The 21,692-nt window shown below is 36.6% G+C and carries 22 protein-coding genes and 3 riboswitches; of the genes, 5 read left to right on the top strand and 17 right to left on the bottom strand.

Translation table 11 applies throughout. The annotated features are described in order from the left end of the window. Window positions 1–162: 162 nt before the first annotated feature. The 4 genes from LOK41_RS21505 (at window position 163) to LOK41_RS21520 (ending at window position 5,338) form a co-directional block, all read left to right on the top strand. Window positions 163–1,464 (top strand): NCS2 family permease, encoded by a 1,302-nt coding sequence (locus LOK41_RS21505; RefSeq protein WP_241818212.1) that lies wholly within the window; start codon window positions 163–165, stop codon window positions 1,462–1,464. A gap of 90 nt (window positions 1,465–1,554) precedes the next feature. Further along, window positions 1,555–1,659: riboswitch (SAM riboswitch) on the top strand. A gap of 88 nt (window positions 1,660–1,747) precedes the next feature. Continuing rightward, window positions 1,748–2,863 (top strand): sugar ABC transporter substrate-binding protein, encoded by a 1,116-nt coding sequence (locus LOK41_RS21510; protein ID WP_241818213.1) that lies wholly within the window; start codon window positions 1,748–1,750, stop codon window positions 2,861–2,863. Next, window positions 2,860–4,347: a sugar ABC transporter ATP-binding protein gene (locus LOK41_RS21515; protein WP_241818214.1), complete on the top strand. Its 1,488-nt coding sequence runs from the start codon at window positions 2,860–2,862 to the stop codon at window positions 4,345–4,347. Before LOK41_RS21510 ends, LOK41_RS21515 begins: the two co-directional genes overlap by 4 nt. Then, window positions 4,325–5,338, top strand: a complete 1,014-nt coding sequence (locus LOK41_RS21520) for an ABC transporter permease (protein ID WP_241818215.1) — start codon at window positions 4,325–4,327, stop codon at window positions 5,336–5,338. Before LOK41_RS21515 ends, LOK41_RS21520 begins: the two co-directional genes overlap by 23 nt. A gap of 99 nt (window positions 5,339–5,437) precedes the next feature. Here the strand turns inward: LOK41_RS21520 and LOK41_RS21525 are convergent, their stop codons facing one another. Both LOK41_RS21525 and LOK41_RS21530 read right to left on the bottom strand, forming a co-directional pair. Further along, on the bottom strand, window positions 5,438–6,292 hold the full coding sequence (locus LOK41_RS21525) for a patatin-like phospholipase family protein (RefSeq protein ID WP_241818216.1): 855 nt from the start codon (window positions 6,290–6,292) through the stop codon (window positions 5,438–5,440). 502 nt (window positions 6,293–6,794) lie between these two features. Beyond that, window positions 6,795–7,256: a MarR family transcriptional regulator gene (locus tag LOK41_RS21530; RefSeq protein WP_174103012.1), complete on the bottom strand. Its 462-nt coding sequence runs from the start codon at window positions 7,254–7,256 to the stop codon at window positions 6,795–6,797. Window positions 7,257–7,403: 147 nt separating this feature from the next. Here LOK41_RS21530 and LOK41_RS21535 point away from each other — a divergent pair, with 147 nt between their 5' ends. Continuing rightward, on the top strand, window positions 7,404–8,612 hold the full coding sequence (locus tag LOK41_RS21535; protein ID WP_241818217.1) for an MFS transporter: 1,209 nt from the start codon (window positions 7,404–7,406) through the stop codon (window positions 8,610–8,612). A gap of 179 nt (window positions 8,613–8,791) precedes the next feature. On the opposite strand, the gene LOK41_RS21540 is transcribed toward LOK41_RS21535, so the two are convergent. The 15 genes from LOK41_RS21540 to tenI form a co-directional block, all read right to left on the bottom strand. Further along, a complete protein-coding gene (locus LOK41_RS21540) occupies window positions 8,792–9,352 on the bottom strand; it encodes a cupin domain-containing protein (RefSeq protein WP_241818218.1) in 561 nt (186 codons plus the stop codon). Window positions 9,353–9,608: 256 nt separating this feature from the next. After that, window positions 9,609–10,754: a KdpD-like non-kinase potassium sensor gene (gene kdpDN / locus LOK41_RS21545; RefSeq protein ID WP_241818219.1), complete on the bottom strand. Its 1,146-nt coding sequence runs from the start codon at window positions 10,752–10,754 to the stop codon at window positions 9,609–9,611. A gap of 65 nt (window positions 10,755–10,819) precedes the next feature. Continuing rightward, window positions 10,820–11,401, bottom strand: coding sequence for a K(+)-transporting ATPase subunit C (gene kdpC, locus LOK41_RS21550; protein ID WP_241818220.1), 582 nt, complete (start codon window positions 11,399–11,401; stop codon window positions 10,820–10,822). A gap of 18 nt (window positions 11,402–11,419) precedes the next feature. Continuing rightward, window positions 11,420–13,510 carry a potassium-transporting ATPase subunit KdpB gene (gene kdpB, locus LOK41_RS21555; RefSeq protein ID WP_241818221.1) on the bottom strand — a complete coding sequence of 697 codons (2,091 nt, stop codon included), beginning with the start codon at window positions 13,508–13,510 and terminating at the stop codon, window positions 11,420–11,422. Window positions 13,511–13,523: 13 nt separating this feature from the next. After that, the gene (gene kdpA, locus LOK41_RS21560; RefSeq protein WP_241818222.1) at window positions 13,524–15,191 is read right to left on the bottom strand and encodes a potassium-transporting ATPase subunit KdpA; all 1,668 of its coding nucleotides are present in this window, start codon (window positions 15,189–15,191) and stop codon (window positions 13,524–13,526) included. Window positions 15,192–15,210: 19 nt separating this feature from the next. Next, on the bottom strand, window positions 15,211–15,291 hold the full coding sequence (gene kdpF, locus LOK41_RS21565) for a K(+)-transporting ATPase subunit F (RefSeq protein ID WP_000972378.1): 81 nt from the start codon (window positions 15,289–15,291) through the stop codon (window positions 15,211–15,213). After that, on the bottom strand, window positions 15,288–15,392 hold the full coding sequence (locus LOK41_RS21570; protein WP_026592831.1) for a hypothetical protein: 105 nt from the start codon (window positions 15,390–15,392) through the stop codon (window positions 15,288–15,290). Before LOK41_RS21570 ends, kdpF begins: the two co-directional genes overlap by 4 nt. Before the next feature lie 101 nt (window positions 15,393–15,493). Beyond that, window positions 15,494–15,639, bottom strand: a riboswitch (cyclic di-AMP (ydaO/yuaA leader). Window positions 15,640–15,902: 263 nt separating this feature from the next. Then, window positions 15,903–16,133 carry a hypothetical protein gene (locus LOK41_RS21575; protein ID WP_241818223.1) on the bottom strand — a complete coding sequence of 77 codons (231 nt, stop codon included), beginning with the start codon at window positions 16,131–16,133 and terminating at the stop codon, window positions 15,903–15,905. A 14-nt stretch (window positions 16,134–16,147) separates the two neighbouring features. Then, entirely contained in the window at window positions 16,148–16,546 is a 399-nt protein-coding gene (locus tag LOK41_RS21580; protein ID WP_241818224.1) for a hypothetical protein, read from the bottom strand. Between the two features lie 93 nt (window positions 16,547–16,639). Then, a riboswitch (cyclic di-AMP (ydaO/yuaA leader) is annotated at window positions 16,640–16,787 on the bottom strand. Between the two features lie 170 nt (window positions 16,788–16,957). Continuing rightward, on the bottom strand, window positions 16,958–17,770 hold the full coding sequence (gene thiD / locus LOK41_RS21585) for a bifunctional hydroxymethylpyrimidine kinase/phosphomethylpyrimidine kinase (protein ID WP_241818225.1): 813 nt from the start codon (window positions 17,768–17,770) through the stop codon (window positions 16,958–16,960). A gap of 6 nt (window positions 17,771–17,776) precedes the next feature. Beyond that, entirely contained in the window at window positions 17,777–18,796 is a 1,020-nt protein-coding gene (locus tag LOK41_RS21590) for a thiazole biosynthesis adenylyltransferase ThiF (RefSeq protein ID WP_241818226.1), read from the bottom strand. Next, complete coding sequence (locus LOK41_RS21595) at window positions 18,789–19,559, bottom strand: thiazole synthase (protein ID WP_241818227.1); 771 nt, start codon at window positions 19,557–19,559, stop codon at window positions 18,789–18,791. The genes LOK41_RS21590 and LOK41_RS21595 overlap by 8 nt, the downstream gene beginning before the upstream one ends. Window positions 19,560–19,561: 2 nt before the next feature. Beyond that, window positions 19,562–19,765, bottom strand: coding sequence for a sulfur carrier protein ThiS (gene thiS / locus LOK41_RS21600; protein ID WP_241818228.1), 204 nt, complete (start codon window positions 19,763–19,765; stop codon window positions 19,562–19,564). A 195-nt stretch (window positions 19,766–19,960) separates the two neighbouring features. Beyond that, window positions 19,961–21,070, bottom strand: coding sequence for a glycine oxidase ThiO (thiO, locus tag LOK41_RS21605; RefSeq protein ID WP_241818229.1), 1,110 nt, complete (start codon window positions 21,068–21,070; stop codon window positions 19,961–19,963). Further along, window positions 21,063–21,683 carry a thiazole tautomerase TenI gene (gene tenI, locus LOK41_RS21610; RefSeq protein WP_241818230.1) on the bottom strand — a complete coding sequence of 207 codons (621 nt, stop codon included), beginning with the start codon at window positions 21,681–21,683 and terminating at the stop codon, window positions 21,063–21,065. Before tenI ends, thiO begins: the two co-directional genes overlap by 8 nt. Between the last annotated feature and the right edge of the window lie 9 nt (window positions 21,684–21,692).

Genomic DNA, 21,692 nt, shown 5'->3' on the forward strand with positions numbered 1-21,692 from the left:
AAAACCGAAACATAAGAGTATTTTCTTGATTAACATTCGAAATTAAGACATAAAATATGAATTGTTATAAACTTTTTATGCAAAACGCTTGCAAAACACTTAAAAAACGAATATTATATATAACTGTTGTGATTATCATTCGTAAACAGAAAGGATGTTTATATGTTTAACCTTTCAAAACATAAAACTTCTATAAAAACTGAAATTATGGCAGGTATAATTACCTTCTTAACAATGGCATATATTATTGTCGTAAACCCTATCATCCTTGGCGATGCAGGTGTTCCATTTGAACAAGCATTTACAGCGACAATTATTGCAGCTGTTGTCGGAACATTATTTATGGCAATCTTTACAAACTTACCAATTGCAATCGCACCAGGTATGGGACTTAACGCTTATTTCTCTTACTCTGTTGTAAAAGCACATGAAGGTATGACATTTACAATTGCATTCTCTGCTGTATTCGTAGCAGGCATGATTTTAATTTTGTTATCATTCACATCATTCCGTACAAAATTAATGGAAGCTATTCCTGAAAACTTAAAACATGCAATTACTGCTGGTATTGGCTTATTTATTGCTTTTATCGGTTTACGTATGACAGGAATTGTAGTGAAACATGACTCAAACTTAGTTGGACTTGGAGACCTTCATTCTGCTCCAGTACTACTAGCTTTAGCTGGCCTTGGGATCACACTTATTCTTATGTCTTTAAACATAAACGGCGCATTATTCTTCGGAATGTTATTAACAGGAATTATCGCTTATTTCACAGGACAGTTAACATTCTCAAACGGCATTACATCAATGCCTGGATTACCAGAAGGAATCATTGTTTCTAACCCAATTACAGCAGTTTCTGATGTCATTAATTACGGGTTATACGGCGTTGTATTCTCTTTCTTCCTTGTTACGCTATTTGATACAACAGGTACACTACTTGGTGTTGCGCAGCAAGGTGGATTTATGAAAGATGGCAAACTTCCGAAATCAGGACGAGCTCTTCTATCTGATTCTTTCTCAGCAACAATTGGATCTATGTTCGGAACAACACCATCAACAGCTTATATTGAATCATCTGCTGGTGTTGCAGCTGGTGGCCGTACTGGTTTAACAACAATAACAGTTGCTGCACTATTTGCAGTTGCTGCATTCTTCGGTCCTCTAGTAGGTGCTGTTTCTGGCGTATCAGCAATTACATCTCCATCATTAATTATTGTTGGTAGCTTAATGATGGGATCTGTACGTCACATTGATTGGGATACATTTGACGAAGCATTCCCTGCATTCTTAGTAATCTTAAGCATGCCACTTACATCAAGTATCGCAACAGGTATTGCACTTGGATTCATTTCATATCCACTTATGAAAATGGCAAAAGGACAATTCCGTGCTGTTCATCCTCTTGTATACGTATTTGGGATTTTGTTCGCTTATCAGTTGATTTTCTTACCGCATTAAAGTTCCTCGTAATGAGGAACTTTTTTTTATAAAAAGTGTTTGACAACATTATATAAATGTGGAATAATTCGAACTAGTTAAATATTTGATATCTTATCAAGAGCAGGTGGAGGGATGAGCCCTACGAAGCCCGGCAACCGACCCATAATGGGCACGGTGCTAATTCTTACAACACATTGTGTTGAAAGATAAGAGTAACGTGATAAGACGTCTTTTCTCTGTGAAAAGACGTTTTTTATTTCCTCTTCTCCCCTCTCTTCTTACATTTAGGAGGGATTTTTTTATGAAAAAATTGTGTTCCATATTATTAATCATTCTCTTGTTCGCATTAACAGCCTGTACAAATGAGCAAGATGCTGTTTCTTCACAGAAACAACAAACCATCAAAAAAGAAACGACCTCAACGCAAAGTAGTTCGAATACAGAAATTCCAAAACAAGTGCAAAAACCGTTAAAAGTTGCTTTAATTATGCAGATGTCTATCGGGACATTCTCCTCCCAATATATTGAAGGTGTAAAAAAGCAGATTGAACAATTTGGTGGTAGCGTACAAGTGTACAATTCCGATAATGACCTGGCAAAAATGGCAGCGAATCTAGATACCGCGATTAATTCGAAAGTTGATGGAATCTTAATTGACCACGGTCGCTCTGAGGCGTTAAAGCCAGGTGTAGAAAAAGCATTACAAGCAAATATTCCAGTCGTCGCATTTGATAATGATTTACGTTTACCTGGTGTAACTGTTATTGATCAAGACGACTATAGTCTCGCATGGAAGTCGTTAAAAACATTAGCTGAAGATTTAAATGGCAAAGGAAATATAGCTGTAGTATGGGTTGGCGGCTTTGCTCCAATGGAACGTCGTAGTGTTATTATTGATGCATTTTATAAACGTTATCCAAATATAAAAGAAGTGGCTCGATTCGGTACTGCTAGTAATAACACGCCACTAGATACACAAACACAAGTAGAAGCATTATTAAAGAAATATCCTAACAAAGGCGATTTACATGCTATTTTTGCTTCTTGGGATGAATTTGCCAAAGGGGCTGTAAAAGCACTTGAACAAGCTGGTCGCACTGATATAAAAGTATACGGCATTGATTTAAGCAACGAAGATTTACAATTAATGCAAAAAGAAAACTCACCTTGGGCTGCAACAACTGCAACTGATCCAGCTGAAGTAGGTAAAGTACAAGTGCGCTTCCTGTATAAAAAAATTGCCGGCGAACATACGCCAGATATTTACTCGTTAGACCCATACCTTGTAAAGAAAAATAGTTTACCTACAGAAAGTATCACTATGGAACACTTATCTAGATACATAAGCGGCTGGGGAAATTCAAAAGATGCGTACTCACCTTGGATGAACAAATTAGAGAAGGAGAAAAAACGATGACATTCTCACTTCAAAACATTACACATTCTTATACAACTACCCCTGTGCTACAAGATGTTTCCATAGAGGTACAAAAAGGACAAATTCATGCGTTACTTGGAATGAATGGTGCAGGAAAAAGTACTTTATTAAAAATAGCAACTGGCGAAATCCGTCCAGTTGCCGGAAAGATAAAAATTAATGAACAAACCATTTCTTTCACTTCGCCAAAAGATGCAAAAAAACATGGTATTGCTTTCGTTACACAAGAAGTAGATCACGGACTTATTCCAAATTTGTCTGTATTAGAAAATCTACTAATCGATTACTTAGCACTAAATAGTAAAATTCTATTCTCAAAATCACAACTAACACAGCTTGCTAAAAAATATTTGCAAGCCGTGCACATCGATTTAAACCTTTGGGAAGATATTTCAAAGTGTTCTTTACATGAAAAACAATTACTTCTTATTGCAAGAGCATTATCAAATAACACAAGTTATCTCTTATTAGATGAACCAACGTCTTCACTTGGACCGAAAGAAGTCGAAAACTTTGGAGATCTATTGCAACAGTTAAAATCACAAGGAATCGGAGTCATATTAATTTCTCATCGTCTATCAGAAATCAGAAGATTTGCAGATGTTGTAACTGTATTACGAAATGGTACCATTTCATTATCAGAAACTATCACAAAGATTACTGACCAACAAATTGTTGAAGCTATGACAGGAAAAGAACTTACAATTCCAATCAATGCACAAATAAAGCAGCCTACAGAAGATCTATTTCAAGTTCAACATCTTCAGTTACACAAAAATCGTTCTCCTATTTCTCTTACTATTCGAAAAGGAGAAACAGTTGTTATATATGGATTAATCGGAAGCGGAAAAACAACACTTGCAGAAACATTATTTGGGGCTCGTCATGCTTATCAAGCAACGATAAACGACCAGAATATAACCATTAAGACACCAAGCGATGCCATTCAAGCGAAGATTGCACTTGTACCTGAAGAAAGGCGAAAACAAGGATTATTTTTATCTGAAAACATTATAGAACATGTGAATTTACATCAATTAGGTCGGAAACAAAAAAAGGTAGAAATCCAATGTGCTGAAGCAGCTATTGATTCATTCAGCATTTCACCAAGTAACTCAAAAGCTTCCGTCCATTCACTTAGCGGCGGTAATCAGCAAAAAGTTTCTATTGCGAAATGGACGGGCTTTAAGCCCAATCTCTTTCTTTTAGATGAACCAACAAAAGGTGTCGACGTAGCTGCAAAACAAGACATTTTCCAATTTATTCGGCACATTACAGAGAATGGCAGCTCCGTTCTCTACTTTACAGGCGAACAGGATGAAGCATTACACATTGCTGATCGTATTTTAATACTAGTGAATGGAGCATTTGTAGGTGAATACCTTCCTCATGAACTTTCACCTGAACAACTTTTACATTTATCTGAAGGGAGCTATTCCGTTGAATCTAGTTCACGAAACTAAAACGAAAAAAACATTCCTATCTACTAATCTTTTTTATCAATTTAGTACAATTGCTATTATTATAGGGGTGACAATTTTCTTCTCAATTGTAAACGATTCTTTTTTAACTTATAACAATATTAGCGACATTTTACGTTCCGTTTCTATTGTTACATTACTTGCAATTGGGGTCACCTTCACATTAATTGTTGATGGATTTGATTTGTCAGTTGGCTCTACAGCTAGCCTAGCAACAATCGCCTCTGCTGCATGTCTCGTTTTATATCGCCAAGAATTATGGATGACACTCCTTATCCCTATACTTTGTGGCCTATTAGTTGGGTTGTTAAATGCACTACTTATTATTCGTATTAAATTACCTGACTTACTAGCTACACTAAGTGTCATGTATATTGTTAATGGCGTACACTTAACATTTTCAAAAGGATCTTCTATTTACGAAGGAATGTCTGGAGCAAACGGAACTGCTTCAGGACATTTTATTCCATCCTTTCTATTTATCGGTCAAGGGGCTCTTGCTAACATCCCAGTTCCTGTTATTATCATGCTTATAGCAGTTCTCATTTCCTATCTATTTCTAGAAAAAACAACGTATGGTCGTTTCTTTTATATGACAGGTGGAAATCGTGAAGCTGCTAGATTAGCTGGAATTCCTACAGATCGTTACCGTTTATATGCTTATATGATTAGCGGTTTATTCGCCTCGATTGGTGGGATTATTTTAAGTAGCAGAATTGGAACAGGGCAAGTTTCAGCTGGCGCACCATTGCTAATGGATGCCGTTGCAGCTGCTTATATTGGCTATGCAATGTTTGGCGCAAAAAAACCAAATGTAATTGGAACATTTCTTGGTTCTATCTTAATTGGAATTATATTAAATGGTTTAACAATGATGAATGTTCCTTATTATGCACAAGATATTATAAAAGGTAGTATCTTAATTGGTACACTTGCATTTTCATTTACTAAAAAGAAATATACTCGAAAATAGTAAAATAAACACCTTGGCTCACAAGTTTCTTGAACCAAGGTGTTTTTTCTCTTATTCTGTTTTTATTCATAGTTGTATCGTTTAACCATCCACTAACGATTAACTCCGCAAAAACGCCTGCAAATCAGCAAATTGTCTCTTCGCATCTTTATAACCTTGATCATATAAATTTTGTAGTTTTTGCTGATCTTTCTCCATTCGATCCACTTGAAGTGGCACTTCTGGACGAATGACGAATAAATTACCGGCTAGCTCTTCTTTCTCAATATAATGAAGTGTCTCATTATATACTTCATAACGCGAAAGCATCGTATTAACAAGATTAGGATATTTCTTATAAGCCTTCGCTGCAATCCATCCAAATTTTGATTTTTTCTTAGCATATCCGTGATTTCTCGTTAAAATAACAACTGATTTTTCATAGCCATCTTTTTGTGCTTTACGAACTGGAATTGGATCAGAAATTCCTCCATCCAATAATTGTTTACCACGGTAATTTACAACTGGTGCGATAAATGGTAATGAGCTAGATGCTTGTAACAAAGTCAATGCCTCTTCATTTGTTCCTTCTTTTTCAAAATACATTGGCTTACCTGTTTCACAGTCTGTCGTCCCTACTAGAAAACGCTCTGTACTATTAAAATATGTGTCAAAATCAAATGGTACGTGCTTTTCTGGAATTTCACGAAAAATAAAATCCATATCAAATAGCTGTCGTTTTTTCCATAAATTTCTATAAGATAAGTATTTTGGATGTGTTGCATAATCAATGTTTACTGTTTTATTTCTGTTTCTCTGTCTTGAAATATATGACGCCGCATGACAAGCTCCTGCTGAAACACCAATAATATATGGAAAATATAAATCCTGTTCCATAAAGTACTCTAGTATTCCACCCGTATATACGCCGCGCATACCGCCGCCTTCTAATACTAAACCCGTATTTTCAAGCATTGTTTTCTCTCCTCTTTATATAAATCTATTTTGATTTTCCAACATATCAGTCGTGGCCATAAAAACAAAAAGTGACTCCCTACTCGTTTCCTCCTTTTGGTTTCACATAGCATGGGGCCAAAAAAGGCTCTGACCGCTTCTATCTACCGGCGAATCTTCTCTATCACCCTAAAAGAATAGTTTTAGAATTTCCATTTATATATAAATCCAATTTGATTTTCTAACATATAAATCATGGCTATGAAGAACAGAAAGAGACTTTTACTCATTTTCTCCTTCTGTTTTCACATGGTATGGGGCTAAAAAAGGCTCTGACCGCTTCTATATATGGCCGGATGCTCTCACCCATCTGAAAAGAATGGTTTGATGTTAGTTTTTTAATTTGAATTTATATATATCTAGACTCTTTAACTATTCATCTTGTTAAGTATCTCTTTCTATTATATACGAGTCTTTCCAAAAACTATATTCAGAAGGCTTAATGCGAGCAAAAATTATTCCTCTACTTTTCTAAATGCGCTCCGACATCCTTTACAAACCTTTGAATTAATGACAATTCCTCTTCTGTATACTGATTTAAAAGTACTAGCCACTTCTCTTCAGCTTGTTGATGAAGTGTCTCATGTGCTATATAAATTTCATTTCCTTTATCTGTTAAACGAAAAAATATTTCTTTTTGATTATCTAGCATTTTCATCTTTTCAACAAATTGTTTATTAAACAATTTTGTACAAATTTTAGAAATGGCTCCCTTTGTCATTCCCATCTCTTCCGTAATCGCTGTCACATTCATTAAACCTTTTGTTCCTATGCATTGAATTACGTGTAGTTCTGATAGAGACATACCGCTTACACCTGTCTCACGAAGAAACCGCTCATTATTTTCCTTCATATGCTCTTCTTTTTTATGAACAAGTGTACGAATATCCGAAAGTATTTCCATTTGCCTCAATGTACGGTCCAAATCAGATCCCCCCATAGTACTTTATAAGTTTCCACAGAAACAATTTAACTATATACCATTTTAAAATCATTTTTTTATCTTTACAAGTAAGAAAATAATGTTACAATTTATTTAGTTTCCGAAGAAACTAAATAAGGAGGGTTTATTATGAAACATTCATTATCTTCATCAAGTTTAAACTCCATTTTGTATATTGTTTGTATTAGCGCTTTATTAGGTTCTTTTACCCAAAATATTTACACACCTGTTTTACCAATGATTCAAGATTCCTTTCACACCTCTCTTTATCTTGTAAATTTAACCGTCTCACTTTTCACCTTTGTCCTTGCCATAATGCAGCTTATTTACGGGCCATTAATTGATGCAAAGGGACGCAAATATATTTTAATTCCTAGTCTATTCATTAGTACAATCGGAGCTATTGGCTGCGCTTTTACAACAAATATTTATGTATTTCTTAGTTTCAGAGCCGTTCAAGCAGTAGGCATTGCTGCCATTCCTGTTGTAGCGGCTACTATTATTGGAGACTTATTTGAAGGAAAAGAGCGCGGAAAAGCAATGAGCCTTTATCAAATGCTACTTGCTCTTGCGCCTGCAGTAGCTCCTCTCATGGGCGGCTACCTCGGTAGCATAAACGGTCACATATCTATTTTTCTTTTTTTATCTACAATTGGTGTAATCTTATTACTTATCAATATTATATTGCTTCCCGAAACGAAACCATCTATACCTAACAAAGCAAAAACAACAAATAATTATTGGCGCATCTTACAAAACAGAACTGGTTTTACTATTGCAAGTATCGGCTTTATGCAGTTTTGTATTTATTTTTGTTTTCTCGTTTTTTTACCCGCTTTATTAACAAATCTATTCCATCTAAACGCAGGTGAAATTGGAATGGTGTTTGTACCAATGTCCCTATTCATTATGCTAGGAAGTTATTGCTACAAGCTTTTACAAAGATTCCTTTCTACAAAACACTCTTTACTGATTACTAGCTTTTTCAATATCATATGCGTCATTCTATTCTCTTTCACATACCATCTAAGTATTCCCATGGTTCTCCTTGTCACATCCCTATACGGCTTTAGCATGGGGTTATCCATGCCAACACATACCACTTTATTGACAGAAGAATTTGTAGAAGAAAGAGCAACTGCCATTGGAATTTATAACTTTATTCGTTATATTGGCATGGGTACAGGACCAATTGTAGGTGGTTTCCTATTATTTAATCAAAATTACTTTTGGATCTTCTTTACAGCGGCAGTTCTTTTTCTAATCGTGGTCTTATATGCGATGAAAAAGCTAGCTCATCATCCTGTAAGAAATGCAGAAATTCAAAAGGCTAAATAACAGGCAAAAAAGAGCGTGTCCAAAAACAGCTCACAAACTGCTATTTTAAAGTAAATAAGAAGAATCCATTTTGAAGAAGTTGATCAAAATGGATTCTTCTTATGCAAATTTTAATTTTTTTATAAAAAGTTTGATCGTTTTAATATACGTTTTATCGAACATTAGCACCTGTTAGTTGATTAGTAATAGCGGTTTTCTTCAGTAGACATGGCAATTGCTTTTGTTTCATGAACTGTACCATACGGATGCTCTGGCGGTGCATAAATAGCGTAAATTTTAAGTGGTATATTCCCCATATTGGTTATATTGTGCCATTTTCCAGCAGGTATCATAATCGCATAATCATCATAGACCATTTCTTGAAAATCTAATTTATCTTTGCTATCACCCATTTGAACAAGTCCCTGACCTTCTTCAATACGTATGAATTGATCAGTTGTCGGGTGGACCTCTAAACCTATGTCATCTCCAACATTAATACTCATCAAAGTCACTTGTAAGTTGTTTCCTGTCCATAAAGCCGTGCGGTAAGTATTGTTTTGCTTAGTAGCTTGGTCAATATTCACTACAAATGGTTTTGATCCATAATCTGTTAATCTGATGCTTCCGTAATAAGGATTCCAGTTGTTATTGTTCCTATTACAATAATAAGGATTCCAATTATATATCCAATTGTTGTTATTCCAGTTGCTATGCATTGGATTTTCCCATTGATAGTGATACCATGATTTACGGTACATATTCATGCTCCTCTCATGATTTTATTTACCTTTTATCCCGCATTAACGGGCTGTAATACTCCCACCTCAAAACTTAAGAAAATGCGACGAAGTTTAGGTGGGAGATAAACAGCCCGTAAAAGCCCGATTGGTTCAACTAACAATCAGTGGGGGGTGAAGAAAACCCCCACTGATTGAAGTTTCACTTTATCCTATTCAGTTCCCTATTTATAGGGAACTGAATAGAATAAATAGGCCTTTCTTTCAAAGAAACACTTTATACTCTCTGATCTGCAACAATATGAATATCAATATGCTTTGTTTGCCTCATAATTTCATTTACAATAGATCCTTTTCGAATTTCCTCCCACCTTGTTCTTGCCGATTGCCCGAGTAAAATTTGAGTGACCTGTAATCGTTTTGCAACTTCAATAATGACATCAGCTGGCTTTCTTCCTTTCGCTTCTTCCAATAAGAAAGTAGCATGAAATTGATTCGTCAACGACTGCCACTCATCAATTGTTTGCCTTTTGCTTGCCGATAATGATTCTATATTTTCTCTTTCAACGTTTAATACATATAATTCAGCATTTAATCGATCTGCCATCCGCCAACCACGCCGGATTAATTTCTCTGCCGTTGAGCTATATTGCACACAAACGAGGATTTTTTCTTTTACGCCTATTGGCTCCGTCACCGACTGACTAATTTTCTCATCCATATCATCTGCAACTTCACGAAGTGATAACTCTCGCAAGGCGCCTAAATTATTAACCGTAAAAAAATTTTGTAAGCTTTGCTGAATTTTTTCTTTTTTGTATATCTTTCCATCAATTAATCGTTTCCGCAGCACTTCCGGTGTTACATCAACAAGTTGAATCTCATTTGCTTTTTGTAAAATAAAATCAGGAATGCGCTCTCGTACTTTTACGTTTGTAATTTGTTCTACAATATCATGAACGCTTTCTAAATGCTGAATATTAAACGCTGATAACACTGATATCCCAGCGTCCAACAATTCTTCTACATCCATATATCTTTTTTTATGTTTTGATCCTGGAATATTACTGTGTGCTAGTTCATCGACAACAACTACTTGTGGTGCTCTCTTTATAATCCCTTCTACATCAAGCTCATAAAATACTTTTCCTTTATAATTTATTTCCTTTAAAGGAATTTTTTCTAAATCAGCAATTGCTTCTTTCGTTTCTTTTCTCCCATGTGTTTCAATTAAACCTATTACAATATCAATACCCTCTTTTTTCATTTCTCTTGCATCAAACAACATTTTATAACTTTTTCCTACTCCTGGAGCAGCACCTACGTACAACTTTAACTTCCCGCGATTTTGCTGGCGTATATATTCTAAATACTCTTCCGGTGTTCGCCTTTGAAATGTTGGTTTATAATCATCTGTATACATTACGCACACAACCTTTCCTCGTAAACAACGCTACCTCAATCGATTGGATTGAGGTAGCAACAGTACTATTTCATTATTTTTTGTAATTCTAAATTTAATTTCAAAACGTTCACGCGATCCTCTCCAAATAAACCTAATGCAGCTCCTTCTGTTTGAGACTTAATCAGTTGATTTATTTTCTCTTTCGGAATATTCGTTAATTTTGAGATACGATCAACCTGTACATAAGCCGCCTTTGGACTAATATCAGGATCGAGTCCTGAACCTGAATTCGTCACTAAATCCATTGGTACTTCCATAACAGGAACAGTCGGGTTTTTCTCTTTCCAATTCGCCACGCTCTCTTCTACACGTTTTACTAAATCAGGATTAGAAGGTGCATAATTATTCGATCCCGATGCTTCTGCTTTATATTCTATACTAGAGACGCGTCCATGAAAATAACGCGGATCTTTAAAGTTTTGACCGATTAGTTTCGAACCAATCACTTCATTCTTTTCATTATATATAAGACTTCCATCTGCATTGTCCTTCATTACCGCTTGTGCAATTCCAGTTACAAGTAGTGGATATAAAAGCCCGCATAGAACAAGAAATGTAAAGGTAACGCGAATGACCGGTGAAAGTATACTTTGTTTGTTAGCCATCTTCTTTTCCCCTCTTCCTTATATAAACAATCCCACAATCATATCAATTACTTTAATCCCAATGAACGGAACAATGACTCCTCCAAGCCCATAAATCAATAAGTTACGACCGAGTAAAGCATTGGAACTCATTGGCTTATACGCAATCCCCTTCATCGCTAATGGGATGAGTAAAGGGATAATAATCGCATTAAATATTAATGCTGATAAAATAGCTGAAAGTGGCGAAGTTAATTTCATTATGTTCAGTGCTTCCATTTGTGGAATGGCTAATGTAAACATCGCTGGGATAATCGCAAAGTATTTTGCTATATCATTTGCGATACTGAATGTTGTTAGCGCACCGCGCGTCATTAACAGCTGTTTCCCAATCCCTACAACCTCAATAATTTTTGTTGGATTGGAATCTAGGTCAATCATATTAGCCGCTTCTTTCGCAGCTGTGGTTCCGCTATTCATCGCTAATCCTACATCAGCTTGTGCCAGTGCCGGTGCATCATTCGTACCATCACCTGTCATTGCTACAAGTTTTCCTTTATCTTGTTCTGCTTTAATAACTGCAATTTTATCTTCTGGCTTACATTCCGCAACAAACTCATCTACACCTGCTTCTTTTGCAATTGTTGCTGCTGTTAATGGATTATCACCTGTACACATCACCGTTTTGATTCCCATTTGGCGAAGTTGTTCAAAACGTTCGCGCATACCTGGTTTGACAGTATCTTTTAAATAGATTAATCCATAAATACGATTATCCACTGCAACTACAAGTGGTGTTCCACCCTCTTTTGAAATTAAATCTGCTTTTTGATTCAAATCTTTTGGAATTGTACCACCTTGTGCTTGTACCCACTCCATAACAGCACCAACTGCACCTTTTCTTACTTTTGTACCATCAAGTAAGTCTACACCACTCATTCTTGTTTCTGCTTTAAACGGAACAAACTCACCTTGCTCAGCAAGCTCCCTGTTATATGATAAAGCTTTTGATTTTACATATTCAATTACAGAACGACCTTCTGGTGTTTCATCTAAAACTGATCCTAATGCAGCCCATTTCGCTAATTGCTCAATTGTTTCGTTTCCTACAGGAAGCAATGTATGTGCCATCCGATTCCCAAACGTAATGGTACCTGTTTTATCTAAAATAATTGTATTAATATCGCCCGCAGCTTCTACAGCTTTCCCTGACATTGCCAATACATTAAATTTCGTCACACGGTCCATTCCAGCAATCCCAATCGCGGATAATAATCCTCCAATTGTCGTTGGAATTAAACAAACAAGAAGCGCAACAAGTACAGCAGTATCAATCTTAAATCCTAAATAATTCGTGAAAATCGGTAGTGTTACAACTACAATTAAGAAAATAAGAGTTAAACTTGTTAATACTGTGTTCAGAGCTATTTCATTCGGTGTTTTTTGACGAGCAGCCCCTTCTACTAAAGAGATCATTTTATCTATAAATGACTCACCTGGATTACTTGTAATTGAAATGGTAATCTCATCACTAACAACCATTGTACCACCTGTTACTGAACAAAAATCACCACCGGCTTCTTTAATAACAGGGGCAGATTCACCTGTTATTGCTGACTCATCCACCGATGCCAAACCTTTAATAACCTCGCCATCACTTGGGATCATTTCTCCTTGTTTTACAATAACAACGTCACCTTTTCTCAATTCAGTCGCTGATACTTGAACGATTTTCCCATTTTCTTTTACGACGTTTGCAAATACATCTTTCTTCGATTGTTTTAAAGAATCAGCCTGCGCTTTCCCGCGCCCTTCAGCCAGTGCCTCTGCAAAATTAGCAAATAAAACTGTAAATAATAGAATAAAAGAAACTGTTATATTGAACCAACCTGGTATACTACTAGAACTATTCGGAAGAAACGATAAAATCAAAGTGATTATAAATCCAATTTCCACTACGAACATAATTGGATTTTTCACCATTATTTTTGGATTCAGTTTCGCAACTGACTGTTTCATCGCATGTGTAACAATATCACGGTCCATCGTTTTCGCTTGTCTCACTTCATCTTCTACAACATGTACTTGTGATTGATTCGCTTGTTTTTCCTTTACCACTACAGGTCTCATCATTTACCCTCCATTACTTCAATGTAAGAAATTCTGCAATTGGCCCTAGCACTAACATCGGGAAGAACGTTAATGCACCAACGATTACAATTGTCCCAATGAAAATGCCCCCAAATAAACTATTATCTGTGCGGAATGTTCCTACTGTTTCTGGTACTACCGTCTTCTCTTTCAATGAAGCCGCAACAGCTAACATTGTAATTAAGCTGAAATAACGTCCTAAAAACATAACTAAACCAGTTGTGATATTCCAAAACGGTGTATTATCTGCTAAACCTTCAAATCCAGATCCATTGTTAGCAGCCGAAGACGTGTATTCATATACAACTTGCGTTAAACCATGAAAACCTGAATGAGAAATAGCATCTGTTCCTAAATGAGTTGAAAGAGCTAGTGCCGAAAACCCTAAGATCAGCAATGGATGAAATAATATCGTTACCGCAATTAACTTCATTTCTTTCCCTTCAATTTTCTTACCTAGAAATTCTGGTGTCCGTCCAACCATTAATCCAGATATAAAGACTGCAATAATTGCGTACATAATAATATTCACGAAACCTGCCCCAACGCCGCCAAACACCGTATTTAGCATCATGTTTACAAGTGGTACCAATCCGCCAATTGGTGTTAATGTATCATGCATCGTATTAACTGCACCCGTTTCGGCTGCTGTCGTTACTGTCGCATATAGTGAAGAAAAGATCGTTCCAAATCGTACTTCTTTTCCTTCTGTACTTCCTTGTACATGTTCCATACCCATTTGATTTAATGCTGGATTTCCTTGTAATTCTGATGAAACAATGGTTCCAAATCCAATTAAAAACACCATAAACAAGGAAACGAAAAGGATACGTCCTTGTTTTTTATTTCCGACCATTCTTCCGTACGTAAACGGTAAAGCTGTCGGCAATAGCATCATGAGCATCATTTGTAAAATGTTACTGATTTGTCCTGGGTTTTCAAATGGATGTGTGGAGTTTGCTCCGAAGAATCCACCACCATTATTGCCTAGTTCCTTAATGGAAACGAATGAAGCTACAGGACCGCGTAAAATACTTTGTTTCACACCTTCAATTGTGTTGGCTGTAACCGCCCCATCTAAAGTTTGCGGTACACCAAGTGCCACAAAAATTAACGCTGCCACAAATGCAATTGGAAGGAAGACCCTTGTTAAAGCTCGTGTAAAATCTACGAAAAAATTTCCAAGTTCCTTACCTGCTAATCCTCTTATAAAAGCCATTACAAGTGCTAATGTTGTTGCCGGCGCAGTAAACATTAAAAATGTAATCCCAATTAATTGTGATAAATAAGATAATCCATTTTCACCGCTATAATGCTGTAAGTTTGTATCTGCCATAAAGCTGATCGCCGTATTAAAAGCGAGCGTTGGTTCCATCCCTTCAATATGCGCCGGGTTTAACGGCAATACACCTTGTAAGCGAAAAATGAAATATACGACAACAATCATAAAACCATTGAGTGCAACTAATGATAACGCGTACTGTTTCCACGTTTGATTGTAAGACTTAACACCCGTGATTTTGAAAATCAGCTTTTCAAAAGGCCCGAATATTTTATCTAGTCTTCTACTCCCTTGAAAAGCTTTCTCTAAATAAATACCCGTTGGCTTTGCCACAAGAATAAACAATAACATTGTAATGACAACTGCAACCCAAATCATAATGTATGATTCCCCCTAATTAAAACTTCTCCGGATTTAATAACGCATAAACTAAATACACAGTAATCGCTGCGACAATAACTGATAAGGCAATCATCATGATTGCTTCCCTTCTTTCACAACTTTATCTGACCAGCTCGCAAGCCCTATCATCGATGCTACTAATACAACAAAGATTCCAATCATCACTACATCTAGCATTCCAATCCCTCATTTCAAAATGTTAATTTTTACCATTAATCCATCAAAAAAAGAACACTGAGGCTCTACTCAGTGTTCAAAAATGAACAACACAAAAGTAAACCTCCTCTCCAAACGCTTACGAGGTTAGCTGTCGGATTCGGGCCTAAAGAGTAGCCCTACTTTCGTAATGAAAGATTCACCCCAAGTGACAATGCACAAAATTGGTTCCCCCGCTCCAAATAATTGGACTCAGCGATATCAGGTTGTTTTTGGAAATTTTATGAATGATTTATGAATGTAAATATACTCCTCTCCATTTCACTTGTAAAGAGGAAAATTACCTAAAATAAGAAAATATTCAACTATTTAAACGCTTACATTTTTTGATATTAGTATTTTATCATCTGTTTTCTTGTCTTTTCTTTCTTTTACAAGAAAATAGCCTTTTAAATATGAAAGAAAAAGAGCGCATTCATATAAGTGCCTAGTTTATTGCACTTAACATTCGCTCTGTTTCCCATTCAAAATTTATTCTCTTTGTAAAAATGAACGTAAATTTCTCCCTCGAATATAAATTTGTGACAGCTCCGCATGCAGTTTCTCATATTCAATAATATCCACTTCTAAATACAAATTATCTTTCGATGGCAAGACTATATATGGATCTGGAAAAATAGGATCTTGCATGGCTAACTCTTGAACTCGCTCTACTGATACCGCCCAACGATTTGCTATATCTCCAAGTAATAACACCTTCATCTTCACTCCCCGCCCTATTCAAAAAATAAAAAATAAATATTATCACAATTCGTAAACACTACAAATTTAGCTCCAATTGTTTCATAGAGCCTTACTGGATATCGTTTATTCCTTGTAACAACTGTAATAGGCGCTTGAAAAGAAAAGCGAATGCGCTCCGTAAAGAAACTAACCGTCGGAAGTTCATCTCCTAGCAAGATTACTTTTTTTATTCCGTTACAAATACTTGTTATATTCAGTTCCTTATTGCAGTAATACGTTGATTCAAAGCCACATGCTCGTACTTCATCTGCTACATGTTCATTTACTGTAAAAATAATCATATCTTGTTGAAAAGGCACTAATTCTCGTAAACTGTTTACTTTTTCCTCTTCTCCCACACAAATGAGTGTTAATTCTTTTTCCTCACCCATGTATATCATCCTCCTTAGTATAAAAGAATTCAAATATAGATTGATATTCTCCTATACTAATCAGATCGATGAAGTGATGTATCCATCCATGCACCATCCTCTCCCAAGACGCTTACGAAGTTAGCTGTCGGATTCGGACTTTGAGAGTAGCCCTACTTTCATCATGAAAGATTCACCCCTAGTGACCACGCACAATTTGGTTCCTCCGCTCCAAATGAATTGAACTCAGCGTTACAAAAAACAGATTCTGGCTGATATAATACTCCTAAATATGGAAAAAGTAAATAATAAAAAAGCCAATTATAAAAACTGGCTTCTTCATCAAATTCTGAATATTTATGCATGAATTCCTTGGCTTCCCCCCCGATTGGTGAGGGCTAATAATCAGTGGGGGACAAAACTCCCCACCCATTAAAGTTTTACTTTATATGCAAAATGATTCGTTGGTCCATGACCACTTCCAATATTTAATTGCTCTTCAATTGCTATACTAATAAATTGTTTAGCTTCCCCTACTGCCTCTTCAATTGGATAGCCTTTTGCAAGTCCTGCCGTTACAGCGGATGCAAATGTGCAGCCACTACCATGCGTTTGTTTTGAATCAATTCGTTCACTTCTATACTCGATAAATTGTTCACCATCAAATAGGAGATCAATTACTTCATTTCCTTGATACGCTGCATGTCCACCTTTCATAAGAACATATTTAGCTCCTAATCTATGCAATTCTTTTGCAGCTTCTTTACTATCTTGGATATTGTGAATCTCCATTCCAGTTAATACTTCAGCTTCTGGTACATTCGGAGTCACTACTGTTGCAATTGGTAATAAATATTCCTTCAATGCTTGCACAGCTTCTTGCTGTAATAACGAAGCACCACCTTTTGCAATCATAACAGGATCTAGTACAATATTATTCCAACCAAATTTTTTAATATTATCTGCAACAACTTTAATAATTTCGCTACTAAATAGCATACCAAGCTTCACAGCATCTGGGGTTAAATCTGTACCAATAGAATTTAATTGTTCCTGAATGCCTTCGAGAGCAACTGGATATACCCCTTGCACACCGAGTGTATTTTGAGCCGTAATAGCTGTAATAGCTGTCATTCCGTATACACCCAGCTCTTGAAATGTTTTTAAATCTGCTTGAATACCTGCACCGCCGCCGCTATCAGATCCAGCAATTGTTAAAGCTTTATTCACTTTCATTTCACTCATCCTTTTTCATCCAAAATAACGATGATAAATTGTTTTTGCTTCTACTATATCTTTTGTTCCATGTACAAGAACCCGGCCATCTTGAAATGCAACCAATCTCTTATCTTCAACTGAAAACGATAGTAAATATGGATTCACCATTAAATCTGCTACACGATCGCGCAGCAGTTCTTTATATCGTTCAAAATCTAATCGTTCCTTATGCGGAGGTCTAATTTGAACTGTATTTCTTCCGCATAAAACTGCAGTTTTTGACGTATTATCCTTATTTAAATATGGGTACACCGCTTTCTCACCACATGAAGGACAATTATGTTTTCGAAGTTTTTGCACATTCATACATGAATATTCATTTTTCCATACATCAAACGATACAAGCCCATCCCTAAGTGCTTCGTAATCCTCTACTAAAATCTTAAGCGTTTCTGTAACTTGATGAGAAACAACGAGAGATACAGCAGGTGAAATGATCCCTGCTGTATCACATGTCGCTCCGCCAAGCGGGATGGATTGTAATAAACAAGAGAGACACGGAGTCTTTCCTGGTAAAATCGTATAAGAAAGGCCGTAGCTTCCTACACACGCCCCGTAAATCCACGGAATAGAATACTTTTGTGATATATCATTAACGATAAAACGTGTTTCAAAATTATCAGTCGCATCAATCATTACATCGACAGTCGTAACAAGTTCTTCTAATTCTTCGGCTGTTACATCTTGAACAAAGGCTTCTACAGTTACGTTGCTATTAATTGCTTGCAAGCGTCTTTGCGCTGCTACAGCCTTTGGAAGATTATTTTTCACATCCTCCTCACAATATAACTGCTGACGCTGTAAATTACTCCAATCAATATAATCACGATCGACAATTGTTACACGGCCAACGCCAGCTCTCACAAGCATCTCTGCATTCGCACTACCAAGCGCTCCAGCACCGATAATTAGTACATGCTTTTCTCCTATCTTTTGTTGCCCTTTTTCTCCAATTGGAGAAAATAGCTCTTGGCGAGAATATCGATTATTCAACTACACTCATTCCTTCTAAAGGACTACTTGCCGTCGCGCAGCGCTTACGTGCAATACGCCCTGCTTCAAATCCTAGACGTCCTGCATGAATACCTAGTTTCATTGCTTCCGCCATTTTAATAGGGTCTTTCGCACCAGATACAGCTGTATTTAATAACACGCCATCTGCGCCCAATTCCATCGCAAACGCAGCATCAGCCGGGCTACCAACACCAGCATCAACAATAACTGGTACTTTTGCTTGCTCAATAATAAAGCCTAAGTTTAATGGGTTCACAATACCTAGGCCTGAACCAATTGGTGATGCACCAGGCATAATAGCATGAACACCAAGTTCTTGTAGTTTACGAGCTAATACAACATCATCTGATGTATAAGGAAGAACAATAAACCCTTCTTCTAAAAGCATTTCAGATGCTTTTAAAGTCTCCACTGGATCTGGTAATAACGTTCTATCATCCCCGATTACCTCTACTTTTACCATGTCACAAAGTCCTGAAGCTTTTGCTAATTTTGCAATACGAACTGCTTCTTCAGCATTTTTCGCTCCCGCTGTATTTGGAAGTAATGTATATTTTTTTACATCAATTTTTTCTAGTAAATTCGGTTGCTGTGCATCAAATATATCCATACGGCGTACTGCAAATGTTAAAATTTCTGCTTCTGATACTTCAATTGCTTTTCTTTGTACATCATAGTCTGAGAATTTCCCTGTTCCTAATAAAAGTCTAGAATTGAATGTAAATGGTCCAATGTTTAACATAATCAACCGCCTCCTACGAAAGTTACAATCTCAATTTGGTCTCCATCAAAAACAGATGTATCCTGATGGTCTTCTTTTGTTAAAATATCTGCATTGCGTTCTACTACAACAATCTTTGTATCTAATCCTAAATGCGTAAGCAATTCTGCTACTGTCTTAACACTTCCCAGCACCTCTACTTGCTTACCATTAATTTTTAAGTTCAAGCTTCCATCCCCTTTCTATAAATCCATTTTGTTTTTCAAGCGTATAAGTCACAGCTTTGAAGAACAAAAGGTAATCTGCTCTCGTCTTCTCTCTTTGTTTTCATTTGGCATGGGGCAGGAAAAGGACCTGACCGCTTCTATGCATGGCTGGATACTCTCTCCTACCTAAAAAGTTGGTTTTTTATTTGCATTTAGCTAAACTGACTTTGAAAGCAATGAATCTAGTAAATCATTCCCTTGCTTTCCTTCTATTACATCTGCCATATATTGACCAGAAACAGGACTTAATAAAATACCGTTTCGGTAATGACCTGTACAAGCATATAATCCTTTTATTTCTTCATGTGCTCCCATATAAGGGACTTCATGATTAGATTGCGGGCGTAACCCCGCCCACGCACTTTCCCATTCTGCTTCTTTCAAAGCTGGTAAGATTGTGTAAGCACGCTCTAGTATTGAAGTGATACTTTCTGGTTGTACAGATTTATTAAAGGTATGAGGCTTCATTGTTGCTCCAATTACATAGCGTCCACCACGTTTTGGTGCAATATAAAAACGTTCTTGGAAAATAGGAGATTTCAGTAATGGTTTATTGCTCTTCACAGCCACCACTTCTCCTTTCACAGGATATGTACCCCACTCTTTATCAAAATGATGAAGGAGTTTTGTGCTCCATGAACCACCGGCAATTACTACCTTTTCACATAGAATCATACCTTCATTCGTAATAATCCCTACTACTCGGTTGTTCTCTATTTTGATATCAAATACTTCTGTTTGTTCATATATATCAGCTCCAGAAACGGCTGCAGAATGCGCAAATGCTTTCGTAAGTTCCGGCGCGATGACATGACCATCTTTCGGATAATATACAGCCCCCATAATGGATGAAGAGAGAAATGGCTCTTTTTCACGAAGCTCATCTCCAGTCATAAAATATGATTCTTCACCTGTTTCTTGTTGCCACTTCATAATATCTAGTATTCTTCTCTTCTCATCTTCCGTTTGAGCAATACGATAGATACCTTTCTCTTCATACCCAATATCAACACCTGTTTTTTCACGTAACGTTTCTGCAAGTTGTGGAAATATTTCACGGCTTTTCCTAGCAAGTTCAAATAGTGGATCATACGCATCCCACTCCGCCTGTACACCAAGTAAACCTGCCGCTGCTTTAGAAGCTTCAGACGCAATCCTTTGTTTCTCAACAATCGCCGCTTGGTATCCTCTTTCCGCTAGAAAATGTGCAACTGAACTACCAATTACACCACCGCCAATAATGGCTACATCATATATCTTACTCATGGTTTTCCGCCCACTTTCTTATTGTTTCCTTATACAATCTTGCTTTCTCGTATGGAGTACGATCACTGACAATTCCAGACATAACTGCAATACCACTTACACCAGACCGAAGAACCTCTGCTGCATTTTGAGGCGTTATCCCACCAATCGCTGTAATCGGTACCGTTAATCGCCTTGCCATATCTGAAATTTCTTCTAACCCTCTTGCTGGAACACCCTTCTTACAATTCGTTAAAAATACATGACCATAAACAAGGGAATCTGCACCATTTTTGAAAGCTACTATTGCTTCTTCCAAAGAATGCACAGAATACCCGACATGCAAATAAGAAAACTTTTCTTTCACAAATCTAACATCTGCACTTCGATATCCCAATTGTACGCGAGGGATATTTAATAGAATCGCAATATCAATCCGATCGTTCATCACAAGCTTAGATGCTGGAAAGCCTCTTTTTAAAAGGCTTTCCACACCTTCATACAACTCTTTCGTATTTTTCTCACGCTCACGAATATGCAAATAGTCAATCTCACCCTCAATTTGCATCGCTACATTCGTTAACTCTTCGAATGTCATCTGACCATTTGAGATCACATGGAGCTCATTTTTCATATTCATTCG

It is taken from the genome of Bacillus sp. TL12 (assembly GCF_022625245.1).
Lineage (GTDB): Bacteria > Bacillota > Bacilli > Bacillales > Bacillaceae_G > Bacillus_A.